15 protein-coding genes and 1 tRNA gene are annotated in these 17,745 nt (G+C 71.5%); 8 read left to right on the forward strand and 8 right to left on the reverse strand.

The annotated features are described in order from the left end of the window. The first annotated feature begins 3 nt into the window (after positions 1-3). A complete protein-coding gene (locus AC3CH1_RS22325; protein WP_488464563.1) occupies positions 4-1,389 on the forward strand; it encodes an NAD(P)/FAD-dependent oxidoreductase in 1,386 nt (461 codons plus the stop codon). Between the two features lie 335 nt (positions 1,390-1,724). Further along, on the forward strand, positions 1,725-3,038 hold the full coding sequence (locus AC3CH1_RS22330; protein ID WP_488464564.1) for a class I SAM-dependent methyltransferase: 1,314 nt from the start codon (positions 1,725-1,727) through the stop codon (positions 3,036-3,038). A 138-nt stretch (positions 3,039-3,176) separates the two neighbouring features. Here the strand turns inward: AC3CH1_RS22330 and AC3CH1_RS22335 are convergent, their stop codons facing one another. Both AC3CH1_RS22335 and AC3CH1_RS22340 read right to left on the reverse strand, forming a co-directional pair. Next, positions 3,177-5,711: an ABC transporter permease gene (locus tag AC3CH1_RS22335; RefSeq protein ID WP_488464565.1), complete on the reverse strand. Its 2,535-nt coding sequence runs from the start codon at positions 5,709-5,711 to the stop codon at positions 3,177-3,179. 120 nt (positions 5,712-5,831) lie between these two features. Next, on the reverse strand, positions 5,832-6,602 hold the full coding sequence (locus AC3CH1_RS22340) for an ABC transporter ATP-binding protein (RefSeq protein ID WP_097867229.1): 771 nt from the start codon (positions 6,600-6,602) through the stop codon (positions 5,832-5,834). A 577-nt stretch (positions 6,603-7,179) separates the two neighbouring features. On the opposite strand from AC3CH1_RS22340, the gene AC3CH1_RS22345 reads away from it, so the two are divergent. From AC3CH1_RS22345 to AC3CH1_RS22355, 3 genes are all read left to right on the forward strand, one after another. Next, positions 7,180-7,265 (forward strand) — tRNA-Leu (locus AC3CH1_RS22345). Positions 7,266-7,470: 205 nt separating this feature from the next. After that, complete coding sequence (locus AC3CH1_RS22350; protein ID WP_018961323.1) at positions 7,471-8,352, forward strand: Bax inhibitor-1/YccA family protein; 882 nt, start codon at positions 7,471-7,473, stop codon at positions 8,350-8,352. A gap of 140 nt (positions 8,353-8,492) precedes the next feature. Continuing rightward, positions 8,493-8,810 carry a hypothetical protein gene (locus tag AC3CH1_RS22355; protein ID WP_488464566.1) on the forward strand — a complete coding sequence of 106 codons (318 nt, stop codon included), beginning with the start codon at positions 8,493-8,495 and terminating at the stop codon, positions 8,808-8,810. A gap of 27 nt (positions 8,811-8,837) precedes the next feature. Here AC3CH1_RS22355 and AC3CH1_RS22360 read toward each other — a convergent pair whose 3' ends face one another. From AC3CH1_RS22360 to AC3CH1_RS22370, 3 genes are all read right to left on the reverse strand, one after another. Further along, entirely contained in the window at positions 8,838-9,689 is an 852-nt protein-coding gene (locus AC3CH1_RS22360) for a hypothetical protein (RefSeq protein WP_488466703.1), read from the reverse strand. Between the two features lie 326 nt (positions 9,690-10,015). Continuing rightward, positions 10,016-11,236, reverse strand: coding sequence for an acetyl-CoA C-acetyltransferase (locus tag AC3CH1_RS22365; protein WP_488464567.1), 1,221 nt, complete (start codon positions 11,234-11,236; stop codon positions 10,016-10,018). Positions 11,237-11,424: 188 nt separating this feature from the next. Continuing rightward, positions 11,425-12,426, reverse strand: a complete 1,002-nt coding sequence (locus AC3CH1_RS22370) for an SGNH/GDSL hydrolase family protein (RefSeq protein WP_488466704.1) — start codon at positions 12,424-12,426, stop codon at positions 11,425-11,427. Positions 12,427-12,585: 159 nt separating this feature from the next. On the opposite strand from AC3CH1_RS22370, the gene AC3CH1_RS22375 reads away from it, so the two are divergent. Beyond that, positions 12,586-13,992 (forward strand): cystathionine beta-synthase, encoded by a 1,407-nt coding sequence (locus AC3CH1_RS22375; protein WP_488464568.1) that lies wholly within the window; start codon positions 12,586-12,588, stop codon positions 13,990-13,992. Positions 13,993-14,465: 473 nt separating this feature from the next. On the opposite strand, the gene AC3CH1_RS22380 is transcribed toward AC3CH1_RS22375, so the two are convergent. Then, on the reverse strand, positions 14,466-14,882 hold the full coding sequence (locus AC3CH1_RS22380; RefSeq protein WP_488464569.1) for a hypothetical protein: 417 nt from the start codon (positions 14,880-14,882) through the stop codon (positions 14,466-14,468). Positions 14,883-15,082: 200 nt separating this feature from the next. Between AC3CH1_RS22380 and AC3CH1_RS22385 the strand changes: the two genes are divergently transcribed. Continuing rightward, entirely contained in the window at positions 15,083-15,928 is an 846-nt protein-coding gene (locus AC3CH1_RS22385) for a MurR/RpiR family transcriptional regulator (RefSeq protein WP_361881704.1), read from the forward strand. Positions 15,929-16,096: 168 nt separating this feature from the next. Then, entirely contained in the window at positions 16,097-16,666 is a 570-nt protein-coding gene (locus tag AC3CH1_RS22390; protein ID WP_488464570.1) for a hypothetical protein, read from the forward strand. A gap of 58 nt (positions 16,667-16,724) precedes the next feature. Here AC3CH1_RS22390 and AC3CH1_RS22395 read toward each other — a convergent pair whose 3' ends face one another. Together AC3CH1_RS22395 and AC3CH1_RS22400 are read right to left on the reverse strand one after the other, a co-directional pair. Beyond that, positions 16,725-17,099, reverse strand: a complete 375-nt coding sequence (locus AC3CH1_RS22395; RefSeq protein WP_265601215.1) for a hypothetical protein — start codon at positions 17,097-17,099, stop codon at positions 16,725-16,727. Between the two features lie 147 nt (positions 17,100-17,246). After that, a complete protein-coding gene (locus AC3CH1_RS22400; protein WP_488464571.1) occupies positions 17,247-17,711 on the reverse strand; it encodes a roadblock/LC7 domain-containing protein in 465 nt (154 codons plus the stop codon). Positions 17,712-17,745 lie beyond the last annotated feature (34 nt).

The raw sequence follows: 17,745 nt of genomic DNA on the forward strand, positions 1-17,745 counted from the left end.
GGCATGAGCACCACGGAGCGTCCCAGGATCCTCGTTGTAGGCGGTGGGTACGTAGGCCTGTACGCAGCTCGTCGCATTCTGAAGAAGATGCGATACGGAGAGGCGACCGTCACGGTCGTCGACCCGCGGTCGTACATGACGTACCAGCCCTTCCTCCCCGAAGCTGCCGCAGGCAGCATCTCGCCTCGGCATGTCGTCGTCCCGCTGCGACGCGTGCTGCCCAAGGCTGAGGTTCTCACCGGTCGTGTCACGACCATCGACCAGGACCGCAAGGTCGCCACGGTCGCGCCGCTCGTCGGCGAGGCCTACGAGCTGCCCTTCGACTACCTGGTCATCGCGATGGGCGCGATCTCCCGTACCTTCCCGATCCCCGGCCTCGCCGAGCAGGGCATCGGCATGAAGGGCGTCGAGGAGGCCATCGGCCTGCGCAACCACGTGCTGGAGCAGCTGGACAAGGCTGACTCCACCACCGACGAGGACGTCCGCCGCAAGGCGCTGACGTTCGTCTTCGTGGGCGGCGGTTTCGCCGGCGCGGAGACCATCGGCGAGGTCGAGGACATGGCCCGCGACGCGGCGAAGTACTACACGAACGTGAAGCGCGAGGACATGCGCTTCATCCTCGTCGACGCCGCCGACAAGATCCTTCCCGAGGTCGGCCCGAAGCTGGGCACCTATGGCAAGGAGCACCTGGAGAGCCGCGGCGTGGAGATCTACCTCTCCACCTCGATGGACTCCTGCGTCGACGGCCGCGTGGTGCTGAAGAACGGCCTGGAGGTCGACTCCAGCACCATCGTGTGGACCGCCGGTGTGAAGCCGAACCCGGCGCTGGCGCGCTTCGGCCTGCCGCTCGGCCCCCGCGGCCACGTGGACACCTCGGAGAAGCTCCAGGTGCAGGGCACCGACTACATCTGGGCCGCGGGCGACAACGCCCAGGTGCCGGACATGGTCGGCCGCCGCGCCGGCAACCCGAACGCCTGGTGCCCGCCCAACGCCCAGCACGCGCTGCGTCAGGCGAAGGTCCTCGGCGACAACGTGATCTCCGGTATGCGGGGCTTCCCGCAGAAGGAGTACAGCCACGCCAACAAGGGTGCGGTCGCCGGTCTCGGCCTGCACAAGGGCGTCGCGATGATCGTCATGGGCAAGGTGAAGATCAAGCTCAAGGGCCGTCTCGCCTGGTACATGCACCGCGGCTACCACGGCATGGCCATGCCGACCTGGAACCGCAAGATCCGGATCTTCGCCGACTGGACGCTGGCGATGTTCCTCAAGCGCGAGGTCGTCTCGCTCGGTGCCATGGAGACGCCGCGCGAGGAGTTCTACGAGGCCGCCAAGCCGGCCCCGGCTCCGGCCGCCGCCAAGTCCGAGGGCGAGAAGGCCAAGGCCTCCTGACCCCCCGGTGAAGCGCTCCGCGGGGAGCGCGCCGTACGACGCCCGAAGGGGCCGTCCGCCATCCGTGGTGCGGACGGCCCCTTCGGCGTATCCGGGCGGGGGCGTGACCCGCGCCGGACGGCGGGCCGTGGCCTGTTCCCGCCCATGTGAATGGCGAATACACGCGTTTTGCCGTTTCGTTGCCCGGTAGCGGGATGACGGAGCGTGCGAGGACAGTTGACGCAGGTGTACCTCGCCACGCCACAGGGGTGTCGCGGCGGGGCTACGAGCATGTCTGTTCGCCTTGCTCGTCGTGCTTGTCGTGCTTGTCGGGAAACACCACGGAGGTGTGCGCCATGGCAGACGCCGCGTCGCGGCTGACCGCTCTTGCCGAGGAGTTGCTCTCGGAACCCCTGCCGGTCCGTATCCGGGCCTGGGACGGTAGCGAGTCGGGGCCGCCCGGGGCCCCGGTCCTCGTGATCCGCCACCGCCGCGCCCTGCGGCGGCTCCTGTGGAAGCCGGGCGAACTGGGCATGGCCCGCGCCTGGGTGGCGGGGGAGATCGACATCGAGGGCGACCTGTACGAAGCGCTCGGCCATCTGGCCGGGCTGCTCTGGGACCGGGGCGCCGACGCCAAGGACTCCGTCCACCCGGTCCGCGACCCCAAGGTCCGCGCCTTCGCCCGGGGCCTCCTCGACCTCGCCGGCCCCTGGCCGCCCCCGGCCCCGCCCAAGGAGGAGGTGCGCCGCCGCACCGGCCCGCTGCACACCAGACGCCGCGACAAAGAGGCCATCAGCCACCACTACGACGTCGGGAACGACTTCTACGCCCTGGTGCTCGGCCCCTCCATGGTCTACTCCTGCGCCTACTGGCAGGACGGGGGAACCCTGGAGGAAGCCCAGCGCGACAAGCTCGACCTGGTCTGCCGCAAGCTCGGCCTGAAGGAGGGCGACCGGCTCCTGGACGTCGGCTGCGGCTGGGGCTCCCTGGCCATCCACGCCGCCCGTGCGTACGGGGCGCAGGTCACCGGCGTCACCCTCTCCCAGGAGCAGGCCGCCCATGCCCGCAAGCGCATCGCCGAGGAGGGTCTGACCGACCGGATCGAGATCCGGGTCCAGGACTACCGGGACGTCCGCGACGGCCCGTACGACGCGATCTCCTCGATCGGCATGGCCGAGCACGTCGGATCGGTCCGCTACCGGGAGTACGCGGACGATCTCTACGCCCTCCTGAAGCCCGGCGGACGCCTCCTGAACCACCAGATCGCCCGCCGCCCCGAGAAGGACGAGGACGCCTACCGCATCGACGCGTTCATCGACGCCTACGTCTTCCCCGACGGCGAACTGGCCCCGCTCGGCCGCACCCTGACCATCCTGGAGGAGGCCGGCTTCGAGGCCCGGGACGTTGAGACGCTGCGCGAGCACTACGCGCTGACCCTGCGCCGGTGGGTGGCCAACCTGGAGCGGCACTGGGAGCGGGCGGTACGCGCCACCTCCCCGGGCCGGGCCAGGGTCTGGCGGCTGTACATGGCCGCCTCGGCCCTCTCCTTCGAGCGCAACAAGATCGGCGTCAACCAGATCCTCGCGGTGCGCCCGCTGGACGGCGGCGGCTCCCGGATGCCGCTGCGCGCCCGCACCTGGACGGAGTCCGCGGAGGACGGGGAGGCCTGACCCGTACCCGTAACGCGTACCTGTACCCGTCTCGTACGGCAACGGGCGAGGGGCCGGTGCACCGCTCCGCAGCGGTGCACCGGCCCCTCACCCATAGACGTACCCCCGCCCCGGTCTCCCGGGATCCCCGGGCCCGGGCTACTCGGTCTTGATCGCCGTCAGCATGTTGAGCTTCGCCGCGCTGCGGGCAGGCCACAGCGAGGCGAGGACGCCCACCAGGGCGGCGAGGAGCAGGAAGAGGCCGAGCCGGTCCCACGGGATGACCAGGGCGTAGCCGGGGATGTCGGCGGACAGCGTCCGGCCGATCGCCCAGCCGAGGAAGACCCCGAGGCCGACCCCGATCACCGCGCCGAAGAGCGAGATGACGACGGCCTCCAGACGGATCATCCGCTTGACGCGGCCCCGGTCGAGGCCGATCGCACGGAGCATGCCGATCTCCTGCTGCCGCTCGAACACCGACATCGCGAGGGTGTTGACGACCCCGAGGACCGCGATCAGGAGGGCCATGGCGAGCAGCCCGTACATGATGTTCAGGGCGGTGTTGATGAAGCCGCCGAACATGTCACGGATGTCCTGCCGGTCCATGACGCTCATCGCCGGGTTGTCGCCGAGCGCGTCCACGATCGACTGCTCGTTGGCCTTGCTCGCGCCGCCGTCCGCCTTGATCCAGATCTCGCGGATGTCGGGGCGGGAGGCCGCGCTGTGCTGGTCCGCGAGCTCCTTCGGGATGAGGAAGGGCGAGAGGAACTCGTTCTCCTCGTAGAGCGCCCCGATCTTCACCTCGCCCTTCTTCTCGTCGTCGAACGTCACCGGGAGGGTGTCGCCGGTCTTCCAGCCGTGGGTCTTGGCGGTCTTGGAGCCGACCGCGACCTGCCCGTCCTCGAGCGAGCCGAGCGAACCGGAGACGGTCGTCAGCGAGAAGACCTTCTCCACGTCGCCCGGGGTGACGCCGGAGGCCGAGTAGCCCCCACCGTCGACCTCGAGCCAGGCCGCCTGCTGCGGGGAGAGCGCGGCGACGCCGTCGGCCTTCGCCAGGGCCTTGAGCGCGGACTCGTCGAGCGCGTCGCCGCTGGCCATCGAGACCATGTAGTCGGCCTTGATGTTGTCCGTGGTCATCTTGTCGATGGCCTGGCCGAGCGTGACGCCCAGCACCGAGATGCCGGTGACCAGGGTCAGCCCGATGGCCAGGGCGGAGGCGGTGGCTCCGGTACGCCGCGGGTTGCGGACCGCGTTCTGCGAGGCCAGCTTCCCGGAGACGCCGAACAGCTTCTTCAGCAGCGGCCGGACCAGCGCGATGACCGGGCGCGACAGCAGCGGGATCAGGATGATGACGCCGATCAGGGCGAAGAACGCGCCACCCGCGACCAGCTGCCTGCCGGACGTGCCGCCGGCCGCCGCGCCGCCGACGATGCCCGCGGCGCCGAGGAGGGCGATCACGCCGCCGATGGAGTTCCGTACGACCAGCGACTTCGTGGAGGCGGTGGCGTGCACGCTGCTCATCGCGGCCACCGGGGCGATCTTCGCGGCCCGGCGGGCGGGCAGCCAGGCGGCCAGCACGGTGATCAGGACGCCGACGGCGAAGGCGGAGAGGACGGCGGTCGGCGAGACGATGAGCGGCCCGGCGGGGATCTTGCCGCCCAGGAGGCCCATCGCGGAGCGCAGACCGGTGGCGAGGCCGAGACCGAGGGCGAAGCCGATGACGGAGGCGAGCGTGCCGACGACGGCCGCTTCCAGCAGCACCGAGCGCTTGATCTGGCGGCGGGTGGCTCCGATGGCCCGCATCAGGGCCAGTTCACGGGTCCGCTGGGCGATCAGCATGGTGAAGGTGTTGGCGATGAGGAAGATGCCGACGAACAGCGCGATGCCCGCGAAGGCCAGCAGCATGCCGTTGAGGCCGGCCATCCCGTTCTCGATGTCCTTCGCCTGCTGGTCCGCCAGCGCCTCGCCGGTCCGGGCGGTGGCGTCCTTCGGCAGCAGGGGCTCGACCGCGTCCAGCAGCTTCTGGTCGGAGACGCCGCCCGCGGCGGAGACGGTGGCGTTCTGGAAGACGCCGGGCTTCAGGTAGAGCTTCTGGGCGGTCGGGGTGTCGAACAGCACCAGGCTGCCGCCCGCGTTGACCGCGCCGTCCTCGGTGGTGAAGATCCCCGAGAGGGTGTACTCCTCCACCGGGCCGTTGGTCGCGACCCGCACCGGGTCGCCGACGCGGTACTCGCCCTTGCTCGCGGTGTCCTTGTCGAGCGCGATCGTGCCGTTCTTCGCCGGGCCCGAGCCGTCGGTGAAGACGTAGCTCGCGTCCTTGCCGTCCTTGCCGGGGGCGAAGTTCGCGCCGGTGTTGGACCAGCCGTTGCCGATCAGCTTGCCGTCGGGGTCGGCGACCCCGGCGAAGCCGTTGACCCGGCCGGTGGCGGAGGCCACGCCGTCCAGGCCCCGGATCTTCTCCAGGGTGGCCTCGTCGATGCCGGGGGTCTTCTCGTCGTGCCCGCCGGCGTACGTCTCCACGGCGACGGCGACGTTGTCGTAGCTCTTGGCGGACTGGTTGCGGAAGGCGTTGCCGAGGGTGTCGGTGAAGACCAGGGTGCCGGAGACGAACGCTACGCCGAGCATGACGGCGAGCACGGTCATCAGCAGCCTGGCCTTGTGCGCGAGCACATTGCGCAGGGCGGTACGGAACATGTCTGTGTGTCCTGGGATGGGTTCCGGAAGGGGGGCGGGGGCGCGCGGGGCGGCGGCCGGGGTTCGGCGGGCGCCCGCGTCAGCCGGTGCGGCGGCCCTGTGGGCGGGCCGCCGACGGCGTCAGCTCGTGCGGCCCTTCGCGTCGAACGCCTTCATCCGGTCGAGGACCCCGTCGGCGGTCGGGTGCATCATCTGGTCGACGACCGCGCCGTCCGCGAGGAAGATGACCCGGTCCGCGTAGGAGGCGGCGACCGGGTCGTGCGTCACCATCACCACGGTCTGGCCCAGCTCGCGCACCGAGTTGCGCAGGAAGCCGAGGACCTCGGCGCCGGAGCGGGAGTCCAGGTTCCCGGTCGGCTCGTCACCGAAGATGATCTCGGGCTGCGAGGCCAGGGCGCGGGCCACGGCGACGCGCTGCTGCTGACCGCCGGAGAGCTCGGTCGGGCGGTGCTTCAGCCGGTCCGAGAGCCCGACCATGTCGATCACCTTCTGGAGCCACGCGGCGTCCGGCTTACGGCCGGCGATGTCCATCGGCAGGGTGATGTTCTCCAGGGCGGTGAGCGTCGGCAGCAGGTTGAACGCCTGGAAGATGAAGCCGATCTTGTCCCGGCGCAACTGCGTGAGCTGCTTGTCCTTCAGCGTGGAGAGCTCGGTCTCGCCGATGCGCACCGAACCGCTGCTGAAGCTGTCGAGTCCGGCGACGCAGTGCATCAGCGTCGACTTGCCGGAGCCCGAGGGGCCCATGATCGCGGTGAACTCGCCCTGCGGGAAGTCCACGGTCACCCGGTCCAGGGCGACGACCTGCGTCTCGCCCTCGCCGTAGACCTTCGACAGCTCCGTGGCGCGGGCAGCCACCGCGGTGGCGCGGTGAACGGTGGGGGTGGTGGTCACAGGGACGCTCCTGGTTCGGGTGATGCGGATGCACGGGCCGTGCTGAGGCGAGGGCCGACGCCATGCCTCGGGGACTTACTCCATCGTTACGTCCCGATCGGCCCCGGTCGTCACTCCCGATGCCCGTTCCCGGGGCCGTCTTGAGTCGCATCGAGGGCGTGGATCCGTCCTCCTCGGGTATGACACCGACCCTGACCGGAGGCGCGGCCCCCGCTTCGTGGTCACCCACCGTGAGCGCGACGGGACGCCGGGGGGAGCGGGGCCCGCGGTGGGCCGGCCCTTACGGAGCGGTGCCGGGCCCGAGCCCGGGGCGGAGCCGAACCCGAGGGTGGCGGAGGCCCTGGCGAAGCCTGGCGCGGACCTGGCGCGTTGGGCCGTACGAGTGCGGCGACTTTCCGTCATTCCCGTGCCGGGCACGGACCGCCCATGATCGGCCGAGGGTGTGTGATCAGCCCGGCCAGATGACCTGACGGACCCTCAAGCGGTCAATAAAATAGGACAACATCGCGCCACTGTTCCGCTGATCGAGGGATGCCCCCGGATAGGGTCGGTAGCCAAACGCGGAGCCGCGCGGCACGCCCGGATGGTGGAACGTAGACACGGCGAGCTTAAACCTCGCTGCCCCTCGGGGGCGTGCCGGTTCGAGTCCGGCTCCGGGCACCACGCACCGCACTGTGCGTGACCCGAACGGCCCAGACCGTGACCGATGCCCGGTCCGTGATCCCGGCCCCGCACGACAGCTCTCCCAAGGCCTCGGCGGGCACCGCTCCGGGCTGCCGCAAAGATCCTCCCCTGGCACTAGGGTGATTCTTTTGCCTACCCATTACTCTTGTGGCAAGGCCACGCAGTGTGGCCATGGAGGAGTGAGATGAGGAGCAGCAACCCGGTCTTCTCGCGACGGGGGTTCAGCCGCGACAACGGCCACGCGGGCTTCAACGCGACGCCGCAGGCCGGGGCCCCCGCGACGGGCAACCCGTACGCGCAGGGCACCGCCGCCAACCCGTACGCCACCAACCCCTACGCGCAGACGGACATCCAGGGCGCCCCGCAGGCGCCCGCCCGTCCCGACGTGATGACCATCGACGACGTGGTGACACGTACGGCGATGACGCTCGGCACCGTGATCGTCGCCGCGACCGCCGCCTGGTGGACGCTGCCGGTCGACAAGGCGAACGTCGGCACGGCGATCGGCGTCGCCATCGGCGCCGCGATCATCGGCTTCGTGCTGTCGCTGGTGAACTCGTTCAAGCGCCGGCCCTCGCCGCCGCTGATCCTGACGTACGCGGCGTTCGAGGGTGTCTTCCTCGGCGTCATCAGCAACATCGTCAGTGTCTACTGGGCTCCCGGCGCCGCGATGCAGGCGGTGATCGGCACCATGGCGGTCTTCGCCGGTGTGCTGATCGCCTACCGCACCGGACTGATCCGGGTCACGCGCCGCTTCTACGGCTTCGTGATGGCGGCCGCCATCGGCTTCACGCTGCTGATGATGGTCAACCTCCTGTTCGCCGTGTTCGGCGGCGGTGACGGCCTCGGCTTCCGCAGCGGTGCGCTCGGCATCATCTTCGGCATCGTGGCCATCGTCATCGGCGCGTGCATCCTCGCCCTGAACTTCAAGCAGGTCGAGGACGGCATCGCGTACGGCGCTCCGCGCGAGGAGTCCTGGCTGGCGGCCTTCGGCCTCACCGTGACCCTGGTGTGGATCTACATCGAGATGCTGCGCCTGGTCGCGATCCTCAGCGGCGACGACTGACCGGCCGTGGAGCACCCGTAACACCCGCAGTACCCGCGACACCGGAACGGCCCGCAGGCATCGTGCCTGCGGGCCGTTCCGCGTTCCGTGCGTTCCGGGGCGTTGGCGGCCGGGCGGGAGGGCCGCGTAGGGTCGGCCGGGTGCTCGATACGACGCCCCTGATCCTGGCCGTGGACCGTTTCGCCGACCGGCTGCGCTCGGCCCCGCAGAGCCGCCTCCAGCGCGGCGCGGCCGCCGAGGCGCTGGCCGCGGCCCGCGAACTCGCGGCCCGGGCCCAGCGCCTGGAGAACCCGGACGCCGAGCCGCGTGAGCTGCCGGACGCCGGGATGTTCGCCGTGGGCGACCAACTCGCCGTCGCCGGGCGGGACCTGGCCGTGGCACTGGAAACGGCCCCGTCCCAGGAGCTGGACGAGGCCGTGCGGTATGTCGGGGAAGCGGCGGCGCGGGCGTTCGCGTGATGCGTGCGAGGGGCCCGCGCCCGGCGGTCAGAGCGAGGCGATGACGCGGTCGGCGAGGATGTACACGTTGTCCTCGCCGCAGGAGAAGGTCAGCGCGTAGGCGCCCGAGACTCCCGAACCGCCCAGCAGCACCGGCTGCCGGCCCGCCCGCAGGGCGTCAGCAAGGCGCTCGGCGGTCTCGCGGTGGCCGGGGGTCATGCAGAGCGTGGTGCCGTCGGCGAAGACGTACACGTCGAGCGTGCCCAGCGGGCCGGGCCGCACGTCGGTCAGCTCGGTCGCCGTGTCGGCCAGCTCCTCCAGCCGGTTCACGGTGCGCTCGTGGTCGGTGACCACAGGTGTCTGTGCGGGGATGAAGTCCGGGTGCGAGGGGTGGCGCCGGCGGGCGGCGGCCAGCTCGGGGGAGTCCTCGGGGAACTCCGCGATCTCCGGGAGGTCGGTCAGCTCGCCGATCTCGTGCTCCGCGAGGGTCCGCTCGCTCAGCTCCGCGAGCTCCTCCATCGCCTCGGCCGCCTCCAGGTCCATCGACTCCAGGCCGGCGAAGTCGGCCTGCCGGGGCAGGTAGTACGGGGCGTCGTCGCCGAGGCCGGACAGGCCGCCCAGCAGGGACGGGGCGTCGGCGGCGTCACGGGCCTCCTGGGCGGCCCAGAACGCGCGCGCCTCGGCCAGCTCGCGCTCGCGCTCCTCGGCTAGCGCTTCGGCGACGGCCGCGCGTATCTCCTCGGCGGGAGTGGCCGTACCGCGGCTCTGTGGTGGCACGGAAGCCTGGAGGGCGTGACCGGCGGCCAGCTCCGTGCGCAGCGCCGCGACCTGCTTGCGCAGCCCGTGAGCGGCGTGCAGTGCGGCGGCGCCGACGGCCGTGGCAGCGGCGGTGGTCAGCAACAGGGCAAATGACATGGCGCTCACTGACATACTCCCGGTTTCTATCGATACCCCCGACTTCCTACATCAGCTTGGCCTGTACCGGTACGTGCTGTCAGTGCATTACGTCACGAAATGGACAGGTCTTTCGGTCCGATGTTTAGCCTCAAAGCGGTGCTGACCTGCGGAAACGAATCTCCCCCGGGACGCAGATCACATCCTGGGGGAGATTCGGTCACGGTCGGGGCTCGGTGGGGTTCGAAACCCCCGGGGCGCGGGAGGCCCCGGGCCTCGGCTCAGCCGCTCGTGCTGGTGATCGAGCGGCTGGGCTTCGCCTCCGCTGCGGCTCAGCTCAGCCGCTCGATCACCATCGCCATGCCCTGGCCGCCGCCCACGCACATCGTCTCCAGGCCCCACTGCTTGTCGTGGAACTGAAGGCTGTTGATCAGCGTGCCGGTGATGCGGGCGCCGGTCATGCCGAAGGGGTGGCCGACGGCGATCGCGCCGCCGTTGACGTTGACCTTGTCCAGCGGCAGGCCGAGGTCCCGGTAGGAAGGGATGACCTGAGCGGCGAACGCCTCGTTGATCTCGGCGAGGTCGATGTCGTCGATGGTCAGGCCGGCCCGCTTCAGCGCCTGCCTGCTGGCCTCGACCGGGCCGTACCCCATGATCTCGGGGGAGAGGCCGCTGACGCCGGTGGAGACGATCCGGGCCAGCGGGGTCAGGCCCAGCTCGCGCGCCTTGGTGTCGGACATGATCACCAGGGCCGCGGCGCCGTCATTGAGCGGGCAGCAGTTGGCCGCGGTGACCAGGCCGTCGGGGCGGAAGACCGGCTTCAGGCCCTGCACGCCCTCCATGGTGACGCCCGCGCGCGGGCCGTCGTCCTTGGCGACCACGGTGCCGTCGGGGGTGGTGACCGGGGTGATCTCCCGCTCCCAGAAGCCGTTCTTCAGGGCTTCCTCGGCGAGGTTCTGCGACCGTACGCCGAACTCGTCCATCTCCTGGCGGGTGACGCCCTTGGACCGGGCCAGGTTCTCCGCCGTCTGCCCCATCGAGATGTACGCGTCCGGCACGAGGCCGTCCTCGCGCGGGTCGTGCCAGCTCGCGCCGGACTCCTCGGCGCGGGCGGCGGTGCGGGCCTCGGCGTCGGCGAACAGCGGGTTGTGCGTGTCCGGGAGGCTGTCGGAGTTGCCCTTGGCGAAGCGGGACACCATCTCGACACCGGCCGAGATGAAGACGTCGCCCTCGCCCGCCTTGATCGCGTGCAGCGCCATCCGGCTCGTCTGCAACGAGGAGGAGCAGTAGCGGGTGACCGTACAGCCGGGAAGGTGGTCCATCCCCATCTGCACGGCGATGATGCGGCCGAGGTTGTTGCCCTGCTCGCCGCCGGGCAGACCGCAGCCCAGCATCAGGTCGTCGATGTCCTTCGGGTCCAGCTCCGGGACCTTGGCCAGCGCGGTCTGGATGATCGTGGCGGTCAGGTCGTCCGAGCGCAGGTCCTTGAGGGACCCCTTGAAGGCGCGGCCGATCGGCGAACGGGCGGCAGAGACGATCACGGCTTCGGGCATCACGCGGCTCCAAGGGGGCTGGAAGGCTGTGTGGACGGACGGAACTCCTCTGGAAGTTACCCGGACGTATCGTCGGGGTCACCCGGCAGGCCGTGTGATGCGGGACTCTTTTCTAAGCGCTTGCTCAGGATGTCCTGCCCAAGCTCTGCCCACGTCCTGCCGAGGTCCTGCCGGGCGGTGACGACCCCTTACGCGTGCCCGTGGGCGGCGTCCGGGTGCGGGTGCGGAGCGGGTTCCGTGGAGGCGGGCAGACGCCGTCGCCGACGGTGCTTGAGGAGGGCCCAGGGAGCGCGCGCCCCCGTGACCTCCGTACCGGCCTCCCGGGCCGCCTGGGACGCGGCCTTCGCCACCGGGAGGATGTCCTCGCGGCGGGCGCCGTCCAGCCGGTCGGACTCCGGCCACAGGCCCAGCACCGCGCACAGCGTGGGCAGCACCGCCATGGCCGCCGTGGCGTAGCCCTCGGCGGAAGGGTGGTAGTTGTCCGGGCCGAACAGCTCGCGCGGGTTCGCCGCGAACTCCGGGCCCAGCAGGTCGCCCAGCGACACCGTGCGCCCGCCCTGCTCCACCGTGCCGATGGTCTGCGCGGCCGCCAGCTGCCGGCTCACCCGCCGGGCCACCCAGCGCAACGGCTGGTAGACCGGCTCGATCGTGCCCAGGTCCGGGCAGGTCCCGACGACCACCTCCGCCCCCGCCGTCCGCAGCCTGCGCACCGCCGTCGTCAGACAGCGCACCGACTGGGTCGCGGGCATCCGGTGCGTGACGTCGTTCGCCCCGATCATGATCACGCAGACGTCCGGAACCCGTGCCGGGTCCGCCAGCAGCAGCGACACCTGCCGCTCCAGATCGTCCGACCTGGCCCCCGGCAGGGCCACGTTCCGCAGGTCCACCGGCCGCTCGGCCACCGCCGCGAGCCCCGAGGCCAGCAGCGCGCCCGGGGTCTGCCCGGCCCGCCGCACGCCCTGGCCCGCGGCCGTCGAGTCCCCGAGCATCCCGAGCCGCATCGGGTCGTTCGGCCCGGCGAACGCCACTCCGTACCGCCCGTCCGCGCTCGGCGGGACCGGAGCCGTCCCGCCGCCCACCTGCCTCTTCGCGAGCTGGACCTCCGCCAGGAACACGCCCACGGCCGCCGCACCGATCAATCCGATGCTGCCACCGCCGTAGGCCGCGCCCGCCGCGATCCGCCGTGCCACCCTTGCTCTCGACACAGTCCGGTCCACCTCCTCCTCGCCGTACAGCCGTACACGTACCTACTTGCCCCACTGGGGGCTCGGTGTACTCCTTCCCGTACGCAGAGTGGGGCCTGTACGCATACTCTGGGCCGGACCATCTCGGAGATCCCGGAGTACACGGTGCAATTCCACGATTCGATGATCAGTCTTGTCGGCAACACCCCGCTGGTGAGGCTGCGCAACGTCACGGCAGGTATCCAGGCGACGGTCCTGGCCAAGGTCGAGTACTTCAACCCCGGCGGGTCGGTGAAGGACCGCATCGCGCTGCGCATGATCGAGGCGGCCGAGCAGAGCGGGGAGCTGAAGCCCGGCGGCACGATCGTCGAGCCGACCAGCGGCAACACGGGCGTCGGCCTCGCCATCGTCGCCCAGCAGAAGGGCTACAAGTGCATCTTCGTCTGCCCGGACAAGGTGTCCACGGACAAGATCAACGTGTTGCGCGCGTACGGCGCGGAGGTCGTCGTCTGCCCCACCGCCGTTGACCCCGAGCACCCGGACTCGTACTACAACGTCTCCGACCGGCTGGTCACCGAGACGCCGGGGGCCTGGAAGCCCGACCAGTACTCCAACCCGAACAACCCGCGCTCGCACTACGAGACCACCGGTCCCGAACTGTGGGAGCAGACGGAGGGGAAGATCACCCACTTCGTCGCGGGCGTCGGCACCGGCGGCACGATCAGCGGCACCGGGCGCTACCTCAAGGAGATCAGCGAGGGCGCTGTCCAGGTCATCGGCGCGGACCCGGAGGGTTCGGTCTACTCCGGCGGCTCCGGGCGGCCGTATCTGGTCGAGGGCGTCGGCGAGGACTTCTGGCCGAGCGCCTACGACCGCACCGTCACCGACGAGATCGTCGCGGTGTCCGACAAGGACTCCTTCCAGATGACGCGGCGGCTCGCCAAGGAGGAGGGGCTGCTCGTCGGCGGCTCCTGCGGCATGGCGGTCGTCGGGGCCCTGGAGGTCGCCAGGCGGCTCGGCCCCGAGGACGTCGTCGTGGTGCTGCTCCCCGACAGCGGGCGCGGCTACCTGAGCAAGATCTTCAACGACGAGTGGATGGCCGACTACGGCTTCCTGGAGAACACCGGCACCTCCGCCAACGTCGGCGCGGTCCTGGACTTCAAGGAGGGCCCGATGCCCTCCCTGGTCCACATGCACCCGGAGGAGACGGTCGGCGAGGCCATCGAGGTGCTCCGCGAGTACGGCGTCTCCCAGATGCCGATCGTGAAGCCGGGCGCCGGTCACCCGGACGTGATGGCCGCCGAGGTCATCGGATCGGTCGTGGAGCGGCAGCTGCTGGACGCGCTGTTCACCCAGCGCGCCTCGCTGGCCGACCCGCTGGAGAAGCACATGTCGGCCCCGCTGCCGCAGGTCGGCTCCGGCGAACCGGTCGAGGACCTGATGGCCGTGCTCAGCGGCGCGGACGGCGCCGACGCGGCGATCGTGCTCGTCGAGGGCAAGCCCAAGGGTGTCGTGAGCAGGCAGGACCTGCTGGCGTTCCTCGCCAAGGACGCGGGCACGGCGAAGGCCTGACGGCCCGGCGGCGGGCCCGGTCCGAGGCCTGACGGGCCGGAAGCGGGGCCCCGGCCGGGGCGCGTGTCGGCCCGGCGGCGGGCCTTCGCGAAAACGGTACGAGCGCGTCACGTCCGCGCAGCACCCGCTTAACACGGCTCCGGCACATTGGTGGGTGTCGGCAGGGAAACCCGCCGGCACCCAGAACGGCGACACCGGACTACGGAGCGGCTCCCGGACCTCCACCGTCGCCCGGACGCGGGCAACCGGCCCTGACCCGGACCGCGTCCCTCGCGGGGACCGCCGTCGTCCCGCCCCCCGGGTGACCGGGGGTGCGGCGGTCCCCGCGACGGACTTCGCAGACTTCGCAGACTTCGCAGACTTCGCAGACGACAGCGCGGCCGGACTCCCCGTGGGCCCGGTCGCGCTGTCATGCCCGGGCCTCGGCCGGGCTCCGGGAGGCTCGCGCCCGTCGTGGATGATCGTGGCGGCGCTCAGTCCCTCCAGTCGGACGGCGCGCGTTCCTCCCGGCGGCGGAACAGACCGCCGTACCGCGCCGCCTGGAACGCGTTGACGCCGACGATGCCGAGCCAGGCCACGACGAGCCCCTCGATCCCGGCGTTCGCGACGCCGATCGCGGACAGCGGAATGGCCAGGATCAGCGAGACGATCCCCAGACCGTGCCGCTCCCCGAAGCTCCCCGGCTCCGCGGGACGCGCCCCCCGGGCGACGGACATCCGCTGCTCGGCGAGGTGACGGCGGACCCGGCGGTCGAGGGTGGTGTCGAGCCGCTGCTCGACCTTCTCCAGGAACGAGTCGATGAGCGCGCTCTCGTACTCCGCGCCCAGCTCGCCACGGGCCTGGAGGGTGGCGGCGAGCTCCTTCTTGAGCTCGTGGTCACGGGCTTCCATGCCTATGACGGTACGGAGCCGGGTTCCCGCCCGCAGTGGGGCTAGCCCCCAGGTTTCGTGGGGTTAACCCCCCTTGTCGGCGCCGCGCAGTCCTGCCCCCGCCCCGCGCTGCTCCTGCATATGGACATACAGCGACCTTCCTGGCTGAATAGAACGGTCGGCGCCGGTCGTGGCGCGACAGATCCAGCAAGGGGACAGGCATGAGTGGGAGCAGCCCCGCCGCACGGTTGCAGCGGCTCTTCGAGGGCCACCGGCTCACGCCCACCCAGCGGCGCATCGCGCACTGCATGGTCCGCAGGGCCGCCGACGCGCCGTTCCTCTCCAGCGTCGAGCTGGCCGAGCTGGCCGGGGTCAGCCAGCCCTCCGTCACCCGCTTTGCCGTCGCCCTCGGCTTCGACGGCTATCCGGCGCTGCGCAGGCACCTGCGCGAGGTCGCGCCCGCCGACGGGGAGCAGGACGACCCGGGGGAGACGTACAACGAGTACCAGCAGGCCGTCCGCGCCGAGATCGAGAACCTCCAGCACCTCTGTGACGTGCTCGCCGACCCCGCGCCCGTCGAGCGGGCCGGCCGACTGCTCGCCGGCTCCCGGCCGCTGCCGGTGCTGGGGCTGCGCGCCGCCTCCTCGCAGGCGCGCGGCTTCGGCTACTTCGCCGCCAAGGTGCACCCCGACGTCCGGGTCCTCGACGAGGGCGGCAGCATGCTGCCCGACCGCATCGACTCCGCCCGCCGGGCCGGGGCCACCGTCCTGATGTGCTTCGCGCTGCCGCGCCACTCCAAGGAGAGCGTGGACGCGCTCGCGTACGCCCGGGACCAGGGGCTGACCGTGGTGACGGTCGCCGACTCCGCCTTCGCGCCCGTCGCCAAGCACAGCGATCTGCTGCTCCCGGCCGCGATCGGCTCCGGGCTCTCCTTCGACACCGTCTGCGCGCCGATGCTGCTCGGCCGGGTGCTGCTGGAGGCGATGTGCGACGGACTCCCCGACGCCCAGGCCCGGTTGGAGGAGTTCGACGCCCGGGCGGCGGCGCGAGGGCTGTTCGTGGAGTGAGGGCCGCGCCCGGCCCTTCGCGGATTTCTCAGGCATCGCTCATCTGCGGCGGTTAATCTCCGCGCCCAGAAGCGCCGCGGCATCGGCGGTGCGCGGAATCATGGATCGCGGAAACCGGGAACTCGGGTTCGCGGCTTCGCGGCGTCGTGGAGTGAGAGGGGTACGGACGTGGGGCGCGGAGGGCAGTCGCTGGCGAGAGTGGCCGTGGCCGTACGGGCAGGGGCGGCGCCCCTGTGGTGGGCGGGCCTGGTTGCAGCGGCGACGGGGGCGCTCGTCCCGGGGCTGACCGGGCGTCGGATCGGGCTGCTGGCCGGGGCGGCGCTCTTCGTCGTCACCGTGGCCGTCGTGGCGTCGGCGCGCGGGAGGCGGTACGCGGAACTGGCCCGGAGCGCCTCCCGCGCCGGGCGGGGCGACTTCCTCCAGGACCGGGCCGTGACCGTACGGATGTGGCGGCGCGGGCGCGGGTGGTGGCTGCTGGGGGCGTTCGTCGTCGCGGTGGCGTCCTCGTTCGTGCTACCGGGGGCCGGCGGGCTGCTGCTCGCCGGCGCGGGTGCGGGGCTGTGGCTCAAGGCCGTGCGCATCGGACAGCGAGAGCGCCGTGACGACGTCCTGTACTGGGTGCGCACCGACTGGACCGGGCACGGGGGCCCGGCGGGCAAGCGGGTGAAGGCGTACCGGACGACGGGGCCGGAGGCGGGGGACGCCGCGCCGGGCGGGGCGCGGCGTCGCCACCGGTGAGACCGGATCTCCCGGGGGCCGGACCGAAGGCCTCGCCAGAGGTCGGGCCGTGCCCGCGTCAGACCTCCAGGCCCGCCTCGATCTTCTTCAGCTGGTGGCGGGCCATCGCCAGGTTCGCCCGGCTCGCGTCCAGCACCAGGTACAGGAACAGGCCGTTGTTGCCACGGGTCTTGAGTAGCCGGATCAAGTGGTACTGGGTGCCGAGGGTGATCAGGATGTCCTCGATCTCGTCCTTGATGCCCAGGTGCTCCATGGTGCGGAGCTTGGCGCGCACCACGTCGGTGTTGCCCGCGGCGGCGACCTCCAGGTTGAAGTCCTTGCCGCCGCCGAGCGTGCCCAGGGCCATCCCGCTCGTGTAGTCGACGAGGGCGACACCCGTGGCGCCCTCGATCGAGCTCATCGCGTCCTTCAGTGTCGCTTCGGTGTTCGCCATGGAGGCTCGTTTCCTTTCCCTGGCCGGTCGCGGTGACCGGGTCCGTTTCTGTGGTGGCTGCTGTGCGGGCCGGTGCGCGGGCTTCTGCGTGATGGCGTGAGTCCCGGTGGTGGTGGTGACGCGGCGGGTGGGGGGCGGGCCGCCCGCCTACGTGGGGCGTTGCGGCAGGGTGCGGCCGGGCGCGGTGGCGGGGCGCGGGGGCGCGGCGGTGGCGGGACGCTCCGTACGTGGCAGCGCGGCGTCGACGAGTTCGCCGATACGGGCGCCCGCGCGGCGGCCCTCCAGATGGAGCCGGCCGACGTTGATGCGGTCCTCGGCCAGCAGGGTCAGGACGGCGGAGGAGCCCGCGGCGTAGGTGGCGATGTAGCCGTTGTCGCCGCGGACCAGCAGTTCGCGGAAGCCGCCCCGGCCGGTCGCGTCGGTCATCCGGATGGAGACGCCGAGGGCGGCCGCGGTGAGGGCGGCGACGCCCTCCGCCTCGACGCCCGGGGTGTCGTGGGCCAGGACGAGGCCGTCGGTGGAGGCGGCCAGCGCCCCGGAGAGCAGCGGGACCCGGGCGCGTAACCGCTGGAGCTCGACGAGGACATCACGCACTTCGGCCTCGGGCACCATCAGCTGTCTCCTCCCGGCACGCTGTCTTAGCGCG

Source organism: Streptomyces sp. MGP-P1 (assembly GCF_057766565.1).

Coding starts and splice junctions, on each gene's coding strand:
- AC3CH1_RS22325 (WP_488464563.1), top strand. CDS start 4: ATGAGCACCACGGAGCGTCCCAGGATCCTCGTTGTAGGCGGTGGGTAC.
- AC3CH1_RS22330 (WP_488464564.1), top strand. CDS start 1,725: ATGGCAGACGCCGCGTCGCGGCTGACCGCTCTTGCCGAGGAGTTGCTC.
- AC3CH1_RS22335 (WP_488464565.1), bottom strand. CDS start 5,711: ATGTTCCGTACCGCCCTGCGCAATGTGCTCGCGCACAAGGCCAGGCTG.
- AC3CH1_RS22350 (WP_018961323.1), top strand. CDS start 7,471: ATGAGGAGCAGCAACCCGGTCTTCTCGCGACGGGGGTTCAGCCGCGAC.
- AC3CH1_RS22365 (WP_488464567.1), bottom strand. CDS start 11,236: ATGCCCGAAGCCGTGATCGTCTCTGCCGCCCGTTCGCCGATCGGCCGC.
- AC3CH1_RS22380 (WP_488464569.1), bottom strand. CDS start 14,882: ATGGAAGCCCGTGACCACGAGCTCAAGAAGGAGCTCGCCGCCACCCTC.
- AC3CH1_RS22385 (WP_361881704.1), top strand. CDS start 15,083: ATGAGTGGGAGCAGCCCCGCCGCACGGTTGCAGCGGCTCTTCGAGGGC.
- AC3CH1_RS22395 (WP_265601215.1), bottom strand. CDS start 17,099: ATGGCGAACACCGAAGCGACACTGAAGGACGCGATGAGCTCGATCGAG.
- AC3CH1_RS22400 (WP_488464571.1), bottom strand. CDS start 17,711: ATGGTGCCCGAGGCCGAAGTGCGTGATGTCCTCGTCGAGCTCCAGCGG.